At 72.5% G+C, this 17,787-nt stretch carries 13 protein-coding genes (1 of these 13 cut by a window edge); 3 read left to right on the top strand and 10 right to left on the bottom strand.

The genetic code is table 11. The annotated features are described in order from the left end of the window. The 5 genes from WME73_RS14380 to WME73_RS14360 form a co-directional block, all read right to left on the bottom strand. On the bottom strand, positions 1–63 hold the beginning of the coding sequence (locus WME73_RS14380) for a hypothetical protein (protein WP_157906650.1). 120 nt of this gene lie to the left of the window's left edge; the window shows 63 of its 183 coding nt (coding positions 1–63); its start codon is at positions 61–63; its stop codon lies beyond the left edge, outside the window. Positions 64–157: 94 nt separating this feature from the next. Beyond that, positions 158–1,000 (bottom strand): hypothetical protein, encoded by an 843-nt coding sequence (locus WME73_RS14375; protein WP_437746020.1) that lies wholly within the window; start codon positions 998–1,000, stop codon positions 158–160. A gap of 9 nt (positions 1,001–1,009) precedes the next feature. Beyond that, positions 1,010–1,861 carry a tRNA 2-thiocytidine(32) synthetase TtcA gene (gene ttcA / locus WME73_RS14370; RefSeq protein ID WP_437746019.1) on the bottom strand — a complete coding sequence of 284 codons (852 nt, stop codon included), beginning with the start codon at positions 1,859–1,861 and terminating at the stop codon, positions 1,010–1,012. Between the two features lie 3 nt (positions 1,862–1,864). Continuing rightward, the gene (locus WME73_RS14365; RefSeq protein WP_437916050.1) at positions 1,865–3,358 is read right to left on the bottom strand and encodes a leucyl aminopeptidase; all 1,494 of its coding nucleotides are present in this window, start codon (positions 3,356–3,358) and stop codon (positions 1,865–1,867) included. Between the two features lie 281 nt (positions 3,359–3,639). After that, positions 3,640–4,566, bottom strand: a complete 927-nt coding sequence (locus WME73_RS14360; protein WP_437746017.1) for a class I fructose-bisphosphate aldolase — start codon at positions 4,564–4,566, stop codon at positions 3,640–3,642. A 309-nt stretch (positions 4,567–4,875) separates the two neighbouring features. On the opposite strand from WME73_RS14360, the gene fbp reads away from it, so the two are divergent. After that, positions 4,876–5,919, top strand: coding sequence for a class 1 fructose-bisphosphatase (gene fbp, locus WME73_RS14355; protein ID WP_437746016.1), 1,044 nt, complete (start codon positions 4,876–4,878; stop codon positions 5,917–5,919). A gap of 64 nt (positions 5,920–5,983) precedes the next feature. Here the strand turns inward: fbp and WME73_RS14350 are convergent, their stop codons facing one another. From WME73_RS14350 to nadC, 3 genes are all read right to left on the bottom strand, one after another. Further along, a complete protein-coding gene (locus tag WME73_RS14350; protein WP_012235209.1) occupies positions 5,984–6,637 on the bottom strand; it encodes a radical SAM protein in 654 nt (217 codons plus the stop codon). Between the two features lie 117 nt (positions 6,638–6,754). Further along, a complete protein-coding gene (locus tag WME73_RS14345) occupies positions 6,755–7,576 on the bottom strand; it encodes a biotin--[acetyl-CoA-carboxylase] ligase (protein WP_437916048.1) in 822 nt (273 codons plus the stop codon). Next, positions 7,573–8,424, bottom strand: coding sequence for a carboxylating nicotinate-nucleotide diphosphorylase (nadC, locus tag WME73_RS14340; protein ID WP_437917391.1), 852 nt, complete (start codon positions 8,422–8,424; stop codon positions 7,573–7,575). The genes WME73_RS14345 and nadC overlap by 4 nt, the downstream gene beginning before the upstream one ends. A 326-nt stretch (positions 8,425–8,750) precedes the next feature. Between nadC and WME73_RS14335 the strand changes: the two genes are divergently transcribed. Next, positions 8,751–10,838 carry a protein kinase domain-containing protein gene (locus WME73_RS14335; protein WP_437916047.1) on the top strand — a complete coding sequence of 696 codons (2,088 nt, stop codon included), beginning with the start codon at positions 8,751–8,753 and terminating at the stop codon, positions 10,836–10,838. A 471-nt stretch (positions 10,839–11,309) separates the two neighbouring features. On the opposite strand, the gene WME73_RS14330 is transcribed toward WME73_RS14335, so the two are convergent. Further along, complete coding sequence (locus tag WME73_RS14330) at positions 11,310–11,771, bottom strand: hypothetical protein (protein WP_437916046.1); 462 nt, start codon at positions 11,769–11,771, stop codon at positions 11,310–11,312. Between the two features lie 183 nt (positions 11,772–11,954). On the opposite strand from WME73_RS14330, the gene WME73_RS14325 reads away from it, so the two are divergent. After that, the gene (locus WME73_RS14325) at positions 11,955–12,158 is read left to right on the top strand and encodes a hypothetical protein (RefSeq protein WP_012235204.1); all 204 of its coding nucleotides are present in this window, start codon (positions 11,955–11,957) and stop codon (positions 12,156–12,158) included. Positions 12,159–12,203: 45 nt separating this feature from the next. Here WME73_RS14325 and uvrA read toward each other — a convergent pair whose 3' ends face one another. After that, a complete protein-coding gene (uvrA, locus tag WME73_RS14320; protein ID WP_437916045.1) occupies positions 12,204–17,546 on the bottom strand; it encodes an excinuclease ABC subunit UvrA in 5,343 nt (1,780 codons plus the stop codon). Between the last annotated feature and the right edge of the window lie 241 nt (positions 17,547–17,787).

The following is a 17,787-nucleotide window of genomic DNA, read 5'->3' as shown; positions in this document are numbered from 1 at the left end:
GGCAAAGGAGAACGCTGCGGCGACGAGGAGCAGAACCGCGAACACATCGACTGCGCGGGACACGCCCATGAGTGTAACGCGATTTGGTGAGGAACCGGCGGGGATGCGGGGACACCAGGGAGCGGCGGCAGCCGGGAGGCCACGGCCGCGCCGCCGCTCACCGCAGCGTCATCGCCACCGCCCCCAGAACCGCAAAGACGATCAGGACCACCAGGTGCCGAACGGCTCGGTGGGGGAGCCGCCGTCCGCCGCCCGTGTGCCGGCGGCCACGAGCCACCGCGACGCCGGACGCCGCCGTGATCAGCGCGACAGCGCAGGCCACCGCGACGGCCTGGGCCAAGAGGGCGCGCTCCGGGTCCCGGATGCGCCAGGCGAGCACGAGGATCGCGAGGCTCACGAGCGCTCCGAACGCGACGATCGCCGTCGCGAGCGGAGGGAGGTGGGCTCGGGCCTGCAGGAGCGGGGCGTCTGGTTCCGGCTCCGGCTGGCGCCGCACATCCCAGCGATCGCGCCAGGAAAGCGCGAAGATGCCCCAGGCGATCGCGCCGATCGCCGCGCGGACCGGGTCGAGGCGGGATGGCTGAAGGGAAGGAGAAGCCAGCAGCCAGGTCAGCGTGACCAGCGCGAGAAAGACGGAGATGCCAAGGTGCCGGGCGACCCGGCGGTGCGTGGCGGCGAGCAGCGGCGCAGCGACGCCGCACAGGAAGGCGAGCGTGGCGGCGATGCTGGCGACCACGGGCGCGCCACGACCGAAACCCGCGGGCGCGACCGTGATCATCCAGGCGACGACCGCGGCGAGCAACGCCTGCGGGGCGCGCCCGCCGCCCGGACCCAGGTCGAAGCGCGCCGCCCCCGGCAGCGGCGCCTCCGGGTGGTCCGAGCCTGACGCCCCGTCGACCCCGCGCGTCAACGCACCGCCGCGACCGACGGAGGCCGACGCGGTGGACTCCTCTTCGCGCGGAGCGCCGATCGAGATGGCGCCGGGGGCATCCGTGCTCATGAGCGAGCGCTAGGCCAGGTTTCTCAGGAGGTTGCCCACGGGCAGCACGTCCGGCGCTGGGGCACCCACGCCCGCCTGGTCGCCTGCGCTCCCCTCTTCACGGGCGACCTCGAGCCCGAGCCGCTTCCAAAGGCCCGTGTCGAAGAGGTGGCTCGGGCGCACATTGCCGAGGGCTGCGAGCATGTTCTGCCGCGTCCCGGGGTGGCGCGCGTCGAGATCCGCGAGGAGCTGGCTCACCGCCTTGCGCTGGAGGTTGTCCTGGGACCCGCACAGGTCGCAGGGGATGATCGGGAACCGCTCCTCCGCGGCGAACGCGGCGAGCTCGGCCTCGGCGCAGTAGATCAGCGGACGGATCACGATGTTGTCGCCGTCGTCGGAGATGAGCTTCGGCGGCATCGATTTCAGCTGCCCGGCGAAGATCAGGTTCAGGAGCAGCGTCGTCACGGCGTCGTCACGGTGGTGGCCGAGGGCGATCTTCGAGCAGCCGAGCTCGCGCGCGATGCGGTACAGGATGCCCCGGCGCAGGCGGGAGCAGAGGGAGCAGTACGTCTTGTTCTCGGGGATCTTCTCGGTGACGATCGAGTAGGTGTCCTCGGAGATCATCCGGAACTCGTGGCCGCCCGCCGCCATGTAGTCGGTGAGGAGGTGTCCCGGGTAGCCAGGGTGCCCCTGGTCGATGTTGACCGCGATCACGCTGAACCGGACCGGCGCGCGCCGCGCGAGGTCGACGAGCAGCGCGTGCATCGCGTAGCTGTCCTTGCCCCCCGAGACAGCACAGAGGATCCGATCGCCGTCGGCGATCATGTCGAAGTCGGTGATGGCGCGCCCCATGGCGCGCGCGAGCTTGCGGCGGAGTTGCACGGTTTAGCCGGTGAAGCCTTCGATGAGGCGGAGGAAGGTAAGCACGCCGTGGCCCGTCCCGCCCTTGGAGAAGATGCCGTACGGCTTGTTCGCCATGGATGGGCCAGCGATATCCACGTGGACCCAGGGGACATCCCCCACGAACTCGCGCAGGAACAAGGCCGCGGTGATGGCCCCTCCCCAGCGGTCGGCCGTGTGCTTGATGTCGGCCCAGTCGCTCTTGAGGCCGTCGCGGAGCTCTTCGATGAGCGGGAGCTGCCACATCGACTCGCCCGCGGCCTTCGCGGCGCTCCGCAGGCGCTCCGCGAGCTCCTCGCGGTTCGAGAAGAAGCCGGACACGGTCGGCCCGAGGGCCACGACGCACGCGCCCGTGAGGGTCGCGTTATCGACGATGAGGTCCGGCTTCAGCGCGCGCGCATAGGCGAGGCAGTCGGCGAGGACCAGGCGCCCCTCGGCGTCGGTGTTGATGATCTCCACCGTCCTGCCGTCCAGAGAGCCGAAGATGTCGCCGGGCCGGTATGCCGCGCCGTCGGGCATGTTCTCTGCCGCGCCGATGACGCCGTGCACCTCGACGTTCGGCTTGGCGGCCGCGACGGCGGCCATCAGCGCGATCACGTTCGCGGCGCCGCCCATGTCGCCCTTCATTTCTTCCATACCCGGAGCTGGCTTGATGCAGAGCCCGCCGCTGTCGAAGGTGAGCCCCTTGCCCACGAAAACGAGCTTCCCCTTCGGCTTCCCGGGAGGAGCGTAGACCATGTGGACCAGCCGAGGCTCCCTCGCGCTCCCCTGCCCCACCGCCATGATGAGCTTCATGCCCCGCTTGGTGAGCGCGGCCTTGTCGAGCACCGTCACCTTGAGCTGGTGCTGCTTGCCCACGTCCACCGCGACACGCGCGAGCGCCTCCGGATAAACCTCGTTCGGCGGCTCGTTGACGAGGTCGCGCGCGACGCAGATCGCCTCGCCGACCTGCTGGCCGAGCGCGACGGCATCGCGCGCCGCCTTGCCCACCTTGCCCACCTTGCCCTCGATGACCACGGTGCCGCGGGAGAGCTCGACCTTGGGCAGGCGATCGCCGGTGAAGTAGCGGGTGAACCGGTAGGCCCCGAGCACGAGCCCCTCCGCGGCGGCCCGCTCCGCGCGCTCGACGCCGGGAGGCACCACGACCGCGACGCTCTCGGCGCGCACGCCGTTCGCGAAGCGCGCCCCCTTCGCCGCGAGCAGCCGGCACTCGACGTCGGTGACCTTGCCCGACCCGAGCCCGAGCAACAGCACACGGCCGGGCTTCAACGCGCCGTGCGTCGCGAAATCGATGCTCTGATCCCTCTTCCCCGTGAAGTCGTCACGCTTGACCTGGTGAGTCACCGACTCGCCCAGCGCCGCCACGAGCCTCGCCAGCACGCCCTCACCCGTCGAAGCGCCTTCAGGCACGCCGATGACGACGACGTCGACGGCGATGCTCAGCGGGTCGGACGAGGCGAGGTTCACTTTGATCGGCATGCGGTCTCCTGAGCCCGGGATGTGGAGGGTCTCCAGCGCGGCATCTAAACACGAAGGGCTAACCCCGTCGACGTGGACGATGCCCGCAGGCGGTCGGCCCGAGGTGCGGGCAGGAGAGCGCTCCCGCTCCCAGGCGCGTAGTCCCGCACGGTCCCGCACGGTTCCGCGCGGCTCCACGCAGGCTTCGCGCTCGGCGGCCCGCCGTCGGAGCGCCTCGCGCGACGCTGCCCTCCGGACTGCGGGTCCGAGCCGGCCCGGCCCGGGCGCCGGATCCAGCGGCGTCAGCGCGCCGACCCGTAGATCTGGATCACGTCGGCGAGGAGCCGCAGCGCCTCGGCGCGAGGGCGCTGGAACGCGTTGCGCCCCATGATCGACCCGAAAGAGCCGCCTGCGGCCATCTCGCGCACCTCCTCCAGGACGGCGTCGGTCGCCTTGGACTCGCCGCCAGAGAAGATCACCACGCGCTTGCCGCCGAACGTCGCCTGCACGACGTGCCGGGTCCGGTCGGCGAGCGTCTGGATGGGAATGTTGTATTTCTCGTACATCTTTTTCGCCTCCTCCTGCTCGATATGAGCGGTCGGCGGCTTGACCTTGATGATGTGTGCGCCGAGCTGGGCCGCAATCGTCGCCGCATAGGCGCAGACATCGATGGCCGTCTCGCCCTGCTTCGAAAGTCCGGCGCCGCGCGGATAACTCCAGACGATGACGACCAGGCCCCTGCGCTTGGCCTCGAGGGCGATCTCGCGAAGGTCCTCGTACATCCTGTTTCTCGCGCCGGACCCCGGGTAGATCGTGTAGCCGACGCCGACGCAGCCGAGGCGGAGCGCGTCCTCGACCGAGCCGGTCACCGCCGACACGGGCTGCTCCACCTTCGCCAGCGTGTCGCTGTTGTTCAGCTTCAGGATCAGGGGCACCTGCCCCGCGAACCTGGCCGCGCCCGCCTCCAGCGATCCGAGCGGCGCCGCGTAGGCGTTGCACCCGGCGTCGATCGCGAGCTGAAAGTGGTAATCGGGGTCGTAGGCCTCGGGGTTCGGAGCGAACGATCGCACCGGACCGTGCTCGAAGCCCTGGTCCACCGGCAGGATCACCATCTTTCCGGTGCCCGCGAGCGCGCCATGGTTGAGCAGCCGGACGAGGTTCGTCAGCGTGCCTGGGTTCTCGGAGGCGTACCAGGAGAGGATCTGCTCTACACGGGTGGTGAGCGCCATGAATCACTCCGTCGAAGGTGCTGCTGCGCCAGGAAGCGCGTGGCCCGCCCGGGGCGTGAACCCACCCTGTCATGCCCGCGGCGCCGTGCCAGGGTGCTCGGGCGAGCGGGCTCGGGCCGCATCTTCAGGACTTGGACGAACGTATCGAGCCCAACGCGCGGGCGGTCCAGCGCCCCGAGGATGTTGTACGAAGCCATCGGATACGCAATTCTCGAAACTGCGCCGGTCCGCCCTCGGGGCCACAGCGGCGGACGCGAGCGCGAGCACGTGGCGGGGCGGTAACGTCCTCGCCGACAACGCGGAGGGATCATGTCGGACCAACGGGATCTGAGCTGGAAGCCGCCGGAGGCGCCGTCACGCATCGGGATCACGCTCGAGACATACATCCTCGAAGGGATGCTCGGGTTCCCCGCGGCGACAGGGGCGTTCACCTCCCTCCTGAACCAGTTCGGCCTGGTGGCGAAGCTCGTGACGTCCAAGGTCCGGCGGGCCGGCCTCGCCAACGTCCTCGGATACACGGGACAGACCAACGTCCAGGGCGAGGTCGTGCAGAAGCTCGACGAGGTCGCCAACGAGACGCTGCTCAGCGTGCTCGGAAGGCGCGGGCACTGCGCGGCCGTGGTGAGCGAGGAGCTCGGTGAAATGAGGCTCCTCTCCACGGACCCACGAGCAAAGTACATCGTCGTCGTGGACCCGCTCGACGGCTCGTCCAACATCGACGTGAACATCTCGATCGGCACGATCTTCGGTGTGCTCCGAAAGAGCGACGCCAAGATGGGCGCCGATCCCTCGGACTTCCTTCGCCCCGGCCGCGATCTGGTCGCGGCCGGCTACGTGCTCTACGGCTCATCGACGCTGCTCGTCATCACGACTGGCCTCGGCGGCGTGCACGGCTTCACCTACGACCCGACCGTGGGAGAGTTCTTTCTCTCTCACGAGAACATCCGGATCCCCGAGCGCGGCTCGACGTACTCCATCAACGAAGGCCACAGCGCGCGATGGCCGGAGGACGTGCGCCGCTGGAACGCGTGGATCAAGGAGGACAGCAAGCACGAGGGGCGGCCGTACGGCGCGCGCTACGTGGGATCGCTGGTCGCGGACGCGCACCGGACGCTGCTCAAGGGCGGCATCTTCGCGTACCCCGCCGATCGAGGCGGCCAGGGCAAGCTGCGGCTGCTCTACGAGGCGAACCCGTTCGCGTTCATCTTCGAGGCCGCGGGCGGAAAGGCGAGCACGGGGGCCGAGCGCATCCTCGACAAGGTCCCGAGGTCGCTCCACGAGCGCGTGCCGCTCGTCCTCGGCTCGCCCCGCGACGTCGAAGATTTCGAGCAGTTTGTGCGCGGCGAGCGCTGAGGCTGCGAGAGAAGGGCGCCGTCCTCACCGGCACGAGCCGCAGCGCCGGGGGGCGACCGGCGGGTCAGACCCCCTGCGCGTCTGCTCCCCAGATCACCTTGTGGAGCTGGACCTGCACGCGGACGCGGAGGCCATCGTCGAGCACCCACTGGACGAGCTCCTTCGGCGACAGCTTGCCCCACACGCACGAGGCGAGCAGCGTCACGCCGCGCGCGTCGAGGCGCCGCTCGCGGATGGTGTCCCGCATCCACGCATAGTCCGCCCGATCGGCGAGCACGAACTTGATCTCGTCGCGCGGCGTGAGGTGATCCAGGTTCGACCAGCGGTTCCGGTGGGATTCCCCCGAGCCAGGCGCCTTCAGGTCCATGATCTTGTGCACGCGCGGATCGACGCGCGAGACGTCTGCCTCGCCGCTGGTCTCGACGAGGACCGTCCGGCCCGCGTCGCAGAGCTCCGCGAGGAGCGGGAACGACCCGGGCTGAAGGAGAGGCTCGCCCCCTGTGAGCTCGACGAGCGGCGTGCCGAGGGCCAGCGCGCGCTCGAGGACCTCGCCGCGGCGGATCCGCTTGCCGCCGTAGAAGGCCTGCGACGTGTCGCACCAGGCGCAGCGCAGGTTGCACCCGGTGAGCCGGACGAAGGTGCACGGCAGCCCGGCGAACGTCGATTCGCCCTGCACGCTGGCGTAGATTTCGTGGACGACGAGGGTGTCTTCTTTCAAGGAAGCGACGCCTCCGAGGAGCCTCGGTCGGCCTCGGCGGCGCAATGCCGCCGGCGACCCGAAGTGGGGCGGGAGCTTTGGCCGCGCCGAGCGCGCAACGCAAGCGGCGCGGGGCGCTCAGCTGGAGATGACGCTGACCTCGCCCGCCGCCACCGCTCGAAGGATGCCGTCCGCGCCGCGGACCAGCAGGTGCCCCTCCGGATCGATCCCCGCCGCGACGCCGACCACTCCGCCGACTTCGACGCGGCGGCCGCGCAGCCAGTCCATCCGGGCGAGATCCTCCGCGAAGGGCGCGAGCCCTCCTGCCTCGAACCTCGCCGCTGCGTCGCCGATCGCCTGGAGCAGCTCCGCGGCGAGGCGCTCGCGCGGGACGTCGTCGATCCCGAGCATCGCGAGCGACGTGGCCCGCGCCGACAGATCCGGCGGGAAGCTCGACGCATGGACGTTGAGCCCGACGCCGACGATCACGCTGCTCACCGACTCGCCGCGCAGCTGGGCCTCGACGAGGATCCCCGCCAGCTTGCGGGCCCCGGCGAGCACGTCGTTGGGCCACTTGAGCCGCACCTCGACGGTGGAGCCGCCGCCCGACGCGCCGCGGGACGGAAGAGGCGCGAGCCGTCGCTCGATGACGGACGCGACGGCGAGCCCCATGACGAGCGCGATGGGGGCCACTCGGCTCGCCGGCAGGCTCGGGCGCAACACCACCGACAGGTAGAGGTTCTCGCCGGGCGGAGAGTGCCAGGAGCGCCCGCCGCGCCCCCGACCCTGGGTCTGCGCGTCGGCCAGGAACGCAGCCCCGTGCGGCGCGCCGGCTGCGGCCGCGCTCCGCGCGTCGTCGTTCGTCGACGCGGTCTCGGCCGCCACGGCGAGCGGCCGCCCGAACGACGCGCCCAGCCGCGAGAGCTCGCGCTCCATCGCCTCCCCGTCGAGCCGCCTCACAGCGAGAGATCCAGCGCGATGTCGGCCGCGCGCGCCGAATGCGTCAGCGCCCCGACGCTGATGACGTCGATGCCCGCGGCGACGAGCTCCGGGATGCGCTCCAGCGTGATGCCGCCGGAGACCTCGAGGAGAGGCCGGCCGTGCTGCGCCGACCGCACGCGCGCGGACGCGGCCTTGACATCGGCCAGCGTGAAGTTGTCGAGCATGATGATGTCCGCGCCGGCGGCCAGCGCCTGATCGAGCTCCTGCAGCGAGGCCACCTCGACCTCGACCTTCGTCGTGTGCGGGGCACGCGCCCGCGCGCGGGCGATGGCGGTCGTGATGCCGCCCGCCGCGACGATGTGGTTGTCCTTGATGAGCACGGCGCTCCCGAGGCTGTCGCGGTGGTTGTGCGCGCCGCCCACGCGCACCGCGTAGCGCTCCAGCCCGCGGAGACCGGGCGTCGTCTTGCGGGTGTCGGTGATGCGCACGCTCGACCCAGCCGGGATCGCCTCGGCGTAGCGGCGCGCCTCGGAGGCGACGCCGCTCATCCGCTGCGCGAGGTTGAGCGCGGTGCGCTCCGCGCTGAGGAGCGAGCGCGCGCGGCCACGCACCGTCCACAGCGCCGTGCCGGCGCCGACGGAGGCGCCGTCCGCGACGAGCACCTCGCCCTCTACCTGCCGATCCAGGCGCTGAAAGACGCGCAGGAACACGTCGCCCCCGCACGCGACGAGCGGCTTGCGCGCGACCGCCTTCGCGGTCGCGCGCGCGGAGGCCTCGACACAAGCCTCGGTGGTGAGATCGCCTCCCGCGAGGTCTTCCTCCAGAGAGCGATCGATCAGGGCATCGAGCAACGGCGCAGCCAGCACGGGCATCTCCTCGGCGCCGCTCCCACGCGGCGCTCCCAGGTATACTCGGTCCCGCACGCGTGCATCAGCGCTGTCGCGCCCACACGAAGCGCGACAATGCATTGCGTCATCGCAAATGCTTGTGGTGGCACGTGCACCTCGGAGCGTGCGACCTCAGCCGTATGGGCGCCCTGGACGGGACGCGGGCGGAAATGGATGGGGCTCGCTGCGCCCAAAAGCAGGGCGGTTCGCGATCATCGCGACGCTGTGTCGCACAAATGGGGCTGACGTTCGTCTACCAGCCTGTGAGACTCTCCGAGCAACTCCAGCGCCCTCAACGGAGATCGATGCGTCCGCAGGCAGGCCAGGTCATCAACAACAAGTACCGACTCGTGCGCCTCATCGGCGATGGCGGCATGGGGAGCGTCTACGAAGCCCGCCACGAGGTGCTGGGGACGACGGTCGCCCTCAAGTTTCTCCACCCCGAGCTGTCCCGCCGCTCCGGCCTGGTGCAGCGCTTCCTTCAGGAGGCGCGCGTCTCCGCGCAGATCCAGAGCGCGCACGTGGTTCGCGTCAGCGACGTCGACCAGACGGCGTCCGGCCTGGCGTTCATCGTGATGGAGTACCTGGAGGGGAAGACGCTCCAGACCCTGTACGAGGAGCTCTACCGGGCAGGAATTCGTCTCGGGTACCCCGACGCGCTCGAGTACACGATGCAGATGCTGGAGGGCGTCGAGGCCGCCCATCGCGCGGGCGTCGTCCACCGGGACCTGAAGCCGGACAACGTGATCATCACGAAGTCCGCCAAGGGAGAGCCGCTCATCAAGCTGCTCGACTTCGGCATCGCCAAGCTGAAGGTCACGGGGGAGCTCGATCGCGGGTTGACGCGCCCCGGCGTGATCATGGGCACCCCCGAGTACATGGCGCCCGAGCAGGCCTACTCGGCGGACTCCGTGGACGCGCGCGCCGACATCTTCTCGCTGGGCGTCATCATCTTCGAGATGCTGGCCGGCCGCCGGCCGGTCGGCGGCGATGAGCCCCAGCAGATCGCGGGAGCCTACCTTTCGGGCCAGATCTCTCAGCTCTCCGACCTGGCGCCGGAGCTCGCGCCCGGCCTCTGCGCCGCCGTCCACCGCGCCATGGCGGCCTCGCCGCCGGATCGCTTCGCGACCACCGCCGAGCTCCGCAGCGCCCTGGAGCCGTTCGCCCGAGCCGCCCGCGCCCCGTCGGCGCTCACCCCCGCGCCGTCCGAGGTCAGCCTGGCGCGGTCGTCCGGGGCCGCCCTGGCGGCAGCCCTCGCGGCGCCCGGGATGCTCACGCCTTCCGCGGCGGCGCCCGCGACCAACGCGATGGGGGACGGTCGCGCCAGCTCCGTTCCCAAGACGATTCCGCCGGAGGACGGCGGCGCGCAGCACGCGTCCAGCGGCCCCCCGGGCGGCCTCGGGCCCTCGACCCCCATGGGCGGCTTTTCCTCGGATTCCCGAGGTCCCTCGGCGTCAGCTCCAGGGTTCACGCCGAGGCCGGAGCCCTCCTCAGACCCGTACTTCGCCCAAGGGGGCTATCCCCAACAAGGAGGGTATCCCCAGATCGCGCAGCCGGCGACCGTGAGCGCCGCCCCCTACGCTCTCCCCCAGGGGGTGCCCGCCACGAGCCACGAGCCGGGACCCTTCGATGTGTCGCCGCGCCCGGGAGGGACGGCGGTCGGAGGCGCGCCGTTCATGGACAGGAGCGCGGCCCCGGGCGGCGGATTCAACGGCGGCCCAGCGCCCGGGTATGGCGGCGCGTATGGCGGCGGCGCGCAGGGCTACATCCCTGGGACGGCGCCGATGGATCCGCTGCCGAGGATCTCGCAGAGCGCCTCGGCGCACGGCGCGCAGCGGCCCGCGCGAGGCGGGACGTCGCTGTTCGCCATCCTGCTGCTCGCCATGGGGATCACGGGGGCCGTCGTCGGCGGTCTGTACATTGCCAACGAGCTGAGCCGGAAGGAGCAGACCGACGTGGCGCCGGCCCTGCCGACCCTCCAGCCGGCCAACACGGTGCCTTCGGATCCCAGCCCGCCCGCGACGACGCCGCCCGCCGTGACGCCCCCGGCGGTGACGCCACCTCCTGTCGAGCCGCCCGTGGTCGCCAAGCCGCAGCCCCGGCCGACCACGACGGCGAAGCCGCCGGCGCCGACGACCACGACGGCGCCGACGACCACGACGGCGCCGACGACACGCCCCAGCGGGACGACGATCATCCCCCAGCTTCCCTGGGTCATCCCGTCGACGCTGCCGCCGTTCCCGTTCCCCGCGCCGCCCAGCGGACAGCCGCCGGCCAACCCACAGCCGAACACGACGAGCCCGCCGACGACGAGCCCGCCGACGACGAGCCCGACCACCACCACGCCGTCGGACAGGCCTCGACGGCGCGTGATCATCGTACCCAACAACTGACGCGCCCAGCGCCTACGGTAGGTAGGATGCGATCTCGATGAGCAACCAGAATAGCGGTCCGCCGCCGGGATGGCCTGCGCCCCCGAGCGGCATGTACGGCCCTGGCAAGACCGTGCCCGGCGAGCCTCCGCTCGCAGGGCTCAACTCGCCGCAGGGCGCCTTTCCCGTGCCGCCCGGCACCGCGCCGCACGATCCGAACGCCGCTGGCGCAGCCGTCCCGCGGACCCTCGTCGAAGGCGGGACCAACAGCGCGCCTCCCGGAACGCCCGGCCCTTACGGCGCTCCCGCTGGCCCGTACGGCGCGCCGCCACCTGGTGTACCCGGCCCGTACGGGCCCGGTGCGACAGCGAATTACGGCGGGCCACCTGGAGCAGGAGGCGCTTACGGGCAGCCGCCCCAGCCTCCCAGCCCGTACGGCGGCTCGCCGTTCGGGGCCCCAGGTGGCCCCGGGGCCGCCGGAGCGCCGGGGTTTCACGCCGGCGGCGCTCCCCAGCCGCCGGGCAGCGGTGCGCTGTACCCGGCGCCGATCCCCGCGCGGCCTCGCGCGAAGAGCTCCGGCGCGACGCTCGCGCTGATCGGGATCGGCGCGTTCGTGGTCATCGGCGGGCTGACGACCGTCTTCTTCGTGATGCGCAGCCGAGGGTCGTCCGAAGATGCTGCAGCGCTGACGCCCATCGAGGCGCCCCCGGCGCCTGCGTCGGTCGCCGGCGATCCGGCGCCTCCCCCCCCGACGGCCGCCACACCCGCGGCGACCGCGCCGGAGCCGCCCGCGCCTGCCCCGGCGGCAGCCCCGAAGCCGACGGCGCAAGCACAACCCAAGCCGACGGCGACGGCCCCTGCGCCCACCGCCACGGGGACGACCCCTGCGCCCACCGCCACGGGGACGACCCCTGCGCCCACCGCCACGGGGACGACCCCTGCACCCACCGCCACGGGGACGACCCCTGCGCCGACCCCTTCTACGTCCTCGACGGGCCGTCGAAGGATCGTCTTACCGGGCAGCCACTGAGCTGTCCTGCGCCGCCCGCTGTGCCGCTGGCAGCGGCGCGGCGGGTCCGTGCCGAGGTTCCCCCAGCCCGCTTGACAGGGCGGTCACGGTGATCAGGTTCCGATGCCATGAGCAAATCCGGGATCGCCGCAGTGCTTTCGTTCCTTATTCCGGGCGTTGGGCAGCTCTACAACGGCGCGTTCCTGCGCTGCATTTTCTGGCTGATCGTCACCCCCGGCCTGTGGATCGGCTCGGGCGGCTGGCTCGGCTGGATCTGCCACCTGATCTCCGCCTACACCGCGTACCAGTACGCGAAGCGCGCCGGCGGCTGAGCCGCGCTCCCCGGGACAGCGCGCCGGTTCGCGCGGCGCGCCCGCTCACGTAGCCTTCGCGAAGATCCGCTTCAGCACCTCGCCCGTCGCCGTCGGCTGACGCGCCACCTCGCGCGGGGTGCCCTCCGCCACGATGCGCCCGCCGCCGGAGCCGCCCTCCGGGCCGAGCTCCACCACGTGATCCGCGCACGCGATGACCGCCGGGTGGTGCTCGATGATCACCAGCGTGTCGCCGCGCTCGACGAGGCGATCGAGCACGCGGACCAGGCGCGTCACGTCCGCCAGATGCAAGCCGGTCGTGGGCTCATCGAGCACATAGAGCGTGGGCTTCGGCCGCGCGCCGGCCGTCAGCTCCGCCGCGAGCTTGAGCCGCTGGGCTTCGCCGCCCGAGAGCGTGTGCGACCCCTGGCCGATGTGGAGGTAGCCGACGCCGAGATCGCACATCGTCGAGAGCGGGGCGCGGATCTTCGGGTGGGCCGCGAAGACCTCGACGGCCTCCTCCGCGGTGAGGTCCAGGAGCTCGCCGACGGACAGACCGAGGTAGCGCACGTCGAGCGTCGCCGGCTCGAAGCGCGCGCCGCCGCACGCCTCGCACGGCGTGGTCACGTCCGGCAAGAACGACATCTCGTGCGCGATGACGCCCTGCCCCTCGCACGCGGGGCACCGCCCGCCGGAGGCCGTATTGAAGGAGAACCGCGCAGGGCCGTAGCCGCGCACCTGCGCGTCGGGGCAGGCAGCGTAGAGCTTGCGGACCTCGTCCCAGACGCCCAGGAACGTCGCGGGGATCGAGCGCGGCGTCCGCCCGATGGGCGACTGATCGACGGCCACCGCCCGCAGGATGCTCTTCGGAAGCCGGAGCGCCTTGTGCGGGCCCGGCTCGGGCGCCTCCAGCTTCAGCGCACGGCGCGCGGCGGGGTAGAGCACCTTCTGGATCAGCGTGCTCTTCCCCGAGCCGGACACGCCGGCGACCACCGTCATCCGGCCCGCGGGGATCCGGAGCGTGTCCCCCTGGAGGTTGTGCGCGCGGGCGCCGAGGAGCTCGATGTGCTCGCGCACAGGAGGGCGCGCCGGGCGAGCGCTGAGCAGCGCATCCTCGCCGGCGAGCGCCCGGGCGGTCGGCGAGTCGGGGTTCGCGAGCACCGCGCGCGACGGCCCCGCCGCGACGATCCGGCCGCCTTTGCGCCCGCCCGAGGGGCCGAGGTCGATCAGGTGATCCGCCGCGCGGATCGTGTCGGCGTCGTGCTCCACCATCAGCACGGTGCTCCCCATCCCGGCGAGCCTCCGGAGGTTGCCGAGCAGCCGGTCGGTGTCGCGCGGGTGAAGGCCGATGGTCGGCTCGTCGAGGACGTACAGCGCCCCGGTGAGGCCGCTGCCGAGCTGCGCCGCGAGCCGCAGGCGCTGCATCTCGCCGCCCGAGAGGGTGGCCGCGCGCCGATCGAGCGTGAGGTACCCGAGGCCCACCTCGCAGACGAAGTCGAGCCGGCGGCAGAGCTCCTTGTGCGGCGCCTGGGCGATCAGCGCGCGGTCGCCCGTGAACTGTAGCCCCCTCGCCCACGCGGCCGCGGCCGCGACCGACCGGCCCGACGCCTGGTGGTAACGCTCTCCCGCGAGCCGGACCGCCCGCGGGATCGGCGCGAGGCGCGAGCCGCCGCAGGCCTCGCACGGGTCGGGCGTCGCGAGCGCGTCGTCGTCGAAGTCCGAGGCGCCCGTCCCCTCGCATGACTCACACCGGCCCTGCTTCGTGTTGAAAGAGAACCAGCGGGGATCGAGCTCCGGGACGCCGACGCCGCAGCGCGGGCAGGTGCGCGTCGTGGAGAGCAGCTGCTCACCGCCGCGGCCGCCGACGAGCTTGACCGCCCCCCGCCCGAACGCGAGGGCGCGGTCGAAGAGGGCGCGATCCAGCCCGTCCATGCGCCCCTCGTACATCACAAGATCGATCGAGTGCTCGCGGCGCTTGTCGAGGCGGGGAGGGCTGTCGGTCGCGCACGGCTCGCCGTCGGCGAGCGCGCGGGTGATGCCGGCCCGGGCGGCGGCGGTGAAGACGTCGAGGTACGTCCCCTTGCGCGCCACGACGGCGGGGGCGAGGAGCGTCCGCGCGCCGCGCGTCGAGACGAGCGAGCGGTACACCTCGTCCGGCGAGCGCGCCTCGATCGGCACGTCGCAGTCCGGGCAGCGCGCCTCGCCGACCTTGGCGTAGAGCAGCCGCAGGTAGTGCGCGATCTCGGTCACGGTCGCGACGGTCGAGTTGGCGCCGGAGCGCGTGGTGCGCTGCTCGAGCGCGATCGAGGGGGGGACGCCGGTGACGCGATCGACGTCCGGCCGCGGCAGCGTGGGGAGGAACTGGCGCGCGTAGGGGGTCAGCGTCTCGAGGAAGCGCCGCTGGCCCTCGGCGAAGACCACATCGAACGCGAGCGTGCTCTTGCCAGAGCCGCTCGGGCCGGTGATGACGACGATCTCGCCGTGCGGGATCACGGTCGAGACCTCGGCGAGGTTGTGCTCGCGGGCGCCCTCGACCTCGATCCGCCCGCGGTCGAGCGACGCGCGCGCGCCGCCGCCGCGCTTGCCGGGCTTCAGGGCGGCAGGCGCCGCTGCCGCACCGCGCCGCGGGCGCCGAGCGCCGCCGTCGCCCCGCTGCGCGAACCACTCGGCCAGCGAGACGCCGGTCCGCGTCGCCGTCCGGGCCACCTCCTCGGGCGTCCCCTCCGCGACGACGCTCCCGCCCTCGCTGCCCGCGCCCGGGCCGAGATCGACGACCCAATCCGCCGCGGCGATGACGTCGAGGTCGTGATCGACGACGATCACGGAGGCGCCCTCGGCCACGAGCACGGAGAGCGCGGCGTTGAGGTGCGTCACCTCCGCGGGGTGCAGGCCGGCGCTCGGCTCGTCGAGGAGGAAGATCGCGCCCGCGCAGGGCTCGCCGAGCGCGCGCGCGATCTTCAGCCGCTGCGCCTCACCGCCGGAGAGCGTCGAGAGCGGCTGCCCCAGCGTGAGGTAGCCGAGGCCGAGCTGCTTGAGCGGCGCGAGCGCCCGCCGGATCGCGGGCTGCCCCACGAAGACCTCGAACGCCTCGTCGATCGAGAGGTCGAGCACGTCGGCGACCGAGCGGCCGTCGAGCTTCACCTCGAGCACCTCGTCGCGGAACCGCTTGCCCTTGCAGGTCGGGCAGGTCAGCGACACGTCGGCGAGGAACTGCATCTCGATCGTCTCGCTCCCCTCGCCCGCGCACGCCTCGCAGCGCCCGAGCGCGACGTTGAACGAGAAGTGGCCGGGCCCGAGATCCCGCGCCGACGCCTCCGGCTGCTCGGCGAAGAGCGCGCGGATGCGGTTCCATGCGCCGGTATAGGTCGCGGGGTTGCCCCGCGAGGTGCGCCCCAGCGGCGCCTGGTCGACGAGCGTGACGGTGCGGATGTCGGCCGTGCCCTCGATGCGCCTGTACAGGCCGGGCGCCTCGACGTCCTTGTAGCCGCGCGCCCTCGCGATGTGCCGGTAGAGCACGTCGTTCACCAGCGTGCTCTTGCCCGAGCCGCTCGGCCCCGTGATCGCCACGACGACGCCGAGCGGCACGTCGACCGTGACGTCGCGGAGGTTGTTCTCGCGCGCGCCGTGGATCGCGATCTTCCCGCTCGGCGCCCGGCGCTCCGCGCGCGCCGACGCGAGCGGGCCGCGCGCGGCGAGCCCGTCGGGCGGGCCGTCGAAGGTGACGCGCCCGCCCTGCTTGCCCGCGCCGGGGCCCAGCTCGACGACGCGATCGCTCGCCCGGATGACGAGGGGCTCGTGCTCGATGACGAGCACGGCGTTGCCGCGATCGGCGAGCTCGCGCATGGCCGCGATGAGCGGCGGGATGTCCGTCGGGTGCAGGCCGACCGTCGGCTCGTCGAGCACGAAGAGCGCGCCCGTCAGCGACGTGCCGAGCGCCGCGGTGAGCGCGACGCGCTGCGCCTCGCCGCCCGAGAGCGTGCGCGCCTGGCGGGCGAGCGAGAGGTAGCCCAGCCCGACCCGCTCGAGGTACCCGAGCCGCGCGATGAGCTCGCGGCGGGCCATCTCCCCCTGGCCTGTCTGGGGGCGCTCGGCCTCGAGGCGCGCGCGGGCGTCGCGGAGCTCGAGCTCGTGCCACGCGGCGAGATCCAGGCCGCCGACGCGGTAGAGGAGCGACTCGGGGGCGAGCCGCTTGCCGTTGCACGCGCCGCACACGTCGTAGGTGCGGTAACGCGCGAGCAGCACGCGGACGTGCATCTTGTAGGTGCGCGTCTCGAGCCAGCGGAACCAGGCCTTCACGCCGGGGTACTTCCCCTGGGTCCACGAGCCCTCCCCCTCGAGCACGAGCGCGCGCTGCGCGTCGGAGAGGTCGCGCCACGGCTTGTCGGTGCGGATGCCTTTCCGCTCACAGAACGCGCGGAGCAGCTTCCGCTCCCACGTCGTCGAGCGGCCGTTCCAGGGCCGGATCGCGCCGCCTGCGATCGACTTCGAGGGGTCCGGGATCACCTTGTCGTAGTCGATGCCGAGGGTGCGGCCGAAGCCGCGGCACGAGGGGCACGCGCCGGTGGGGGACTGGTACGAGAACAGCCCGGGGCGCGGCGGATCGAAGGCGCGCGCGCACGAGGGGCAGGCGAGCCCGCGCACGAGCCGGAGCCGCGTGGGCCCCGCCCCCTGGCCGCCCTGCTCATCGGCCTTACGCTGCAGGTGGAGCGAGGCGTCGCCCCCGCTGCCCTTCCACGCCTCCTCGATGGCGGCGCCGAGGCGCCGGCGCTCCCGGGGGGCGACCCGGACGCGATCGACGATGACCTCGACCTTGTCCGCGCCGCTCATCGCCTCGGACGGCGCTACGGTGTCGATGTCGCGCGCCTCGCCGCGGACGAGGAGGCGCCGGTAGCCGGCGGCGAGCAGCGACTCGCGCACGTCGAGGAACCGCTCGGTTCCAGCGACCGCGATCGGGTACGTGACGAGCGCGGTCGCCCCCTCGTGCGCGCTCGCGGCGAGGTCGGCCGCGCGCGCCGGGTCGGTCCGCGCGGCCGGCTCCTCGCAGGACGGGCAGACAGGCACCGCCTCGCGCGCGAAGAGCGCGCAGAAATACGGCTCGAGGTCGGCCATCGTGGCGACGGTCGACCGCGAGCTCTTGACCGGCGCGCGTCGATCGACGGCGACGCCGGCCGCCACCGGCTCGAGCGCGTCGATCGGCGGCCGCTCGAGCCGCTCGAGGAACTGGCGAGCGTACGGGCTGAAGCTCTCAACGAACCGGCGCTGTCCCTCCGAATAGAGCGTGTCGAGCGCGAGCGACGATTTGCCAGCGCCCGAGACGCCGGCGATGGCCACGAGCTCGCCGGGCCGGAAATCGAGGTCGATGCCCTGGAGGTTGTGCGTGCGGGCGCCGCGGAGACAGATCGAGTGCATAGGACGCGCGGTAGGGTGAACCCGCGGGACGCCGTCCGGAGTGGACACGGCCGCGTGAAAACCGCGAGTGTTTAGCCCCCTTTCAGCCCATCGTCGCGAACGATCGTACGTGGGCGGCGTGCCGACCCAGCGTGCTGCGGCATTGCGTTCCGCGTCGTCGAATTATCACGGTCCGTGACGTGGGGTGCGCACGACGCTCGGGCGACCCGGCAAGCCGAGCGCTGCAGGCGCGCCCGGCAGG

The organism is Sorangium sp. So ce302, from assembly GCF_051530145.1.
GTDB classification, from domain to species: Bacteria; Myxococcota_A; Polyangia; order Polyangiales; family Polyangiaceae; genus Sorangium; species Sorangium cellulosum_B.
The sequence above is the reverse complement of the archived record's forward strand: the minus strand, read 5'-3'. Positions and strand labels throughout refer to the sequence as shown.

What these genes read in the sequence shown, in the direction of transcription:
- WME73_RS14365 (WP_437916050.1), bottom strand. Translation starts at nt 3,358, where the DNA reads ATGCCGATCAAAGTGAACCTCGCCTCGTCCGACCCGCTGAGCATCGCC.
- WME73_RS14335 (WP_437916047.1), top strand. Translation starts at nt 8,751, where the DNA reads ATGCGTCCGCAGGCAGGCCAGGTCATCAACAACAAGTACCGACTCGTG.
- fbp (WP_437746016.1), top strand. Translation starts at nt 4,876, where the DNA reads ATGTCGGACCAACGGGATCTGAGCTGGAAGCCGCCGGAGGCGCCGTCA.
- WME73_RS14360 (WP_437746017.1), bottom strand. Translation starts at nt 4,566, where the DNA reads ATGGCGCTCACCACCCGTGTAGAGCAGATCCTCTCCTGGTACGCCTCC.
- WME73_RS14325 (WP_012235204.1), top strand. Translation starts at nt 11,955, where the DNA reads ATGAGCAAATCCGGGATCGCCGCAGTGCTTTCGTTCCTTATTCCGGGC.
- uvrA (WP_437916045.1), bottom strand. Translation starts at nt 17,546, where the DNA reads ATGCACTCGATCTGTCTCCGCGGCGCCCGCACGCACAACCTCCAGGGC.
- WME73_RS14375 (WP_437746020.1), bottom strand. Translation starts at nt 1,000, where the DNA reads ATGAGCACGGATGCCCCCGGCGCCATCTCGATCGGCGCTCCGCGCGAA.